The organism is Candidatus Eisenbacteria bacterium (assembly GCA_016867495.1).
Classification (GTDB): Bacteria; Eisenbacteria; RBG-16-71-46; order CAIMUX01; family VGJL01; genus VGJL01.
Map to the genome: position 1 here is coordinate 1 of VGJL01000373.1, position 1503 is coordinate 1503.

At 69.4% G+C, this 1503-nt stretch carries 2 protein-coding genes; both read right to left on the reverse strand.

Features of this window, described 5'->3' with window-relative positions; translation table 11 throughout:
- Positions 1-123 precede the first annotated feature (123 nt).
- Entirely contained in the window at positions 124-1197 is a 1074-nt protein-coding gene (thiL, locus tag FJY88_14350) for a thiamine-phosphate kinase (protein MBM3288508.1), read from the reverse strand.
- Positions 1194-1502 (reverse strand): thiamine phosphate synthase, encoded by a 309-nt coding sequence (locus FJY88_14355; GenBank protein ID MBM3288509.1) that lies wholly within the window; start codon positions 1500-1502, stop codon positions 1194-1196. Before FJY88_14355 ends, thiL begins: the two co-directional genes overlap by 4 nt.
- Position 1503: the final 1 nt, after the last annotated feature.

Sequence of the window (1503 nt, forward strand, 5' to 3'; positions counted from 1 at the left end):
GCGGGGATGCAGAGGGCCAGCGCCAAGATGCCGGCCCCATGTGCGAGTCTTCCCCTACCCATCTCTCCTCCCGACCCCGATCCGAGATGAGGATAGCACGATTCCGTGGGCTTCACCCTCTCATCAACCGGCGAAGTGATCCCAACCGGAGGCTTGGGCCTCCCGCCTCGATCCGTCCCGGGCCTCGAGGAGGATCCTCCCGCTCGCTTCGGCGATGATCTCCCCGATCGGCCAGACGGGGACGGTCGAGGCCTCTCGGAGCGCCCCGATCGCGCGCTCCGCGGCCTCCGGACGGGTCGTGAAGAGGAGCTCGTAGTCATCGCTGGGAGAGAAGAGCAGCGATTCCGCGGATCGACCCAGGATCGCGGCCGCCTCGCGAAGCGGTTCGCTCCGCGGGAGCGACTCCGCCCGCAGGAGCGCCCCGATGCCGGGTCCCTCGACCATGTGGCGGAGATCCCCGATCAGCCCGTCGCTGAGATCGATCATCGCCGTCACGGCGCCGGAGCGTCCGAGCGCCCTTCCCTCCACGGGCCGGGCCGCGGGCTGGAGATAGGCTTCGACGAGACTCGCGATCGCGCCGGTCTCCGGCCTGCCTCCGCGAGCCTCGAGGATGGCCAGTCCCGCCGCCGCCGAGCCGGGATAGCCCGTCACCCAGATGATGTCCCCGGCTCGCGCCGTGTCCCGCCGAATCGCCCGTCCCTTCTCGACCTCCCCGATGACGGTCACATCGATGATCAGGCCGCTCTCGAGGGAGCTGACGTTGCCTCCCGCCAGGAGCGTACCCAGGGGCAGGAGACGATCCATCATTCCCTCGTAGAGAGCTTCGATGTCCTCGACTGCGATCTCGGGTCCAAGTCCGAGGGAGACCAGGGCCGCTCGTGGCATGCCGCCCATGGCGCCGATGTCGCTCACATTGACGGCGATGCAGCGGCCGCCGAGCGCGCGCGGCGAGATCCACGACGGGACGAAGTGGCGTCCTGACACCTGGATGTCGCAGGTGACGAGAATCTCGCAGTCGGGATCGGGTCTATAGGCGGCGGCGTCATCTCCGATCCCGATCGCGAGGCGCTCGCTGGAGAGGCCGCGCGCCCGCGTCTCGCGCTCCACGATCAACTTGAGGCGATCGATCAGGCCGAATTCGCCGACGGTCGAGAGGGAAGTCCCCTTCCTACCCAGCCACGCGCCCTCCGTGGTCATGCCTCCCCCTGGATCGGCTTTGCGAACCGGCTATCGACGACCCCTCGAAGGACCCGTGCGCTCTCCTCGGGATCCGCGTCGCAACATACGGCGGAGATCACGGCGACCCCGTGAACTCCCGAGTCTAGAGCCTCGGCGATGTTCTTGACCGAGATGCCGCCGATCGCGACCACCGGAAGCGGCACGGCCGCGACCACCGCGCGCAGCAGGCCCGCTCCTGCCGGCGGGCCGGCATCCGGCTTCGTAGCCGTCGCCGCGAAGGGGCCGCAGCCGAGGTAGTCGGCGCCCTGCCGCCATCCGGCCACC

Excerpts from the sequence above, each read along its gene's own strand:
- thiL (MBM3288508.1), bottom strand. The coding sequence starts at position 1,197 with ATGACCACGGAGGGCGCGTGGCTGGGTAGGAAGGGGACTTCCCTCTCG.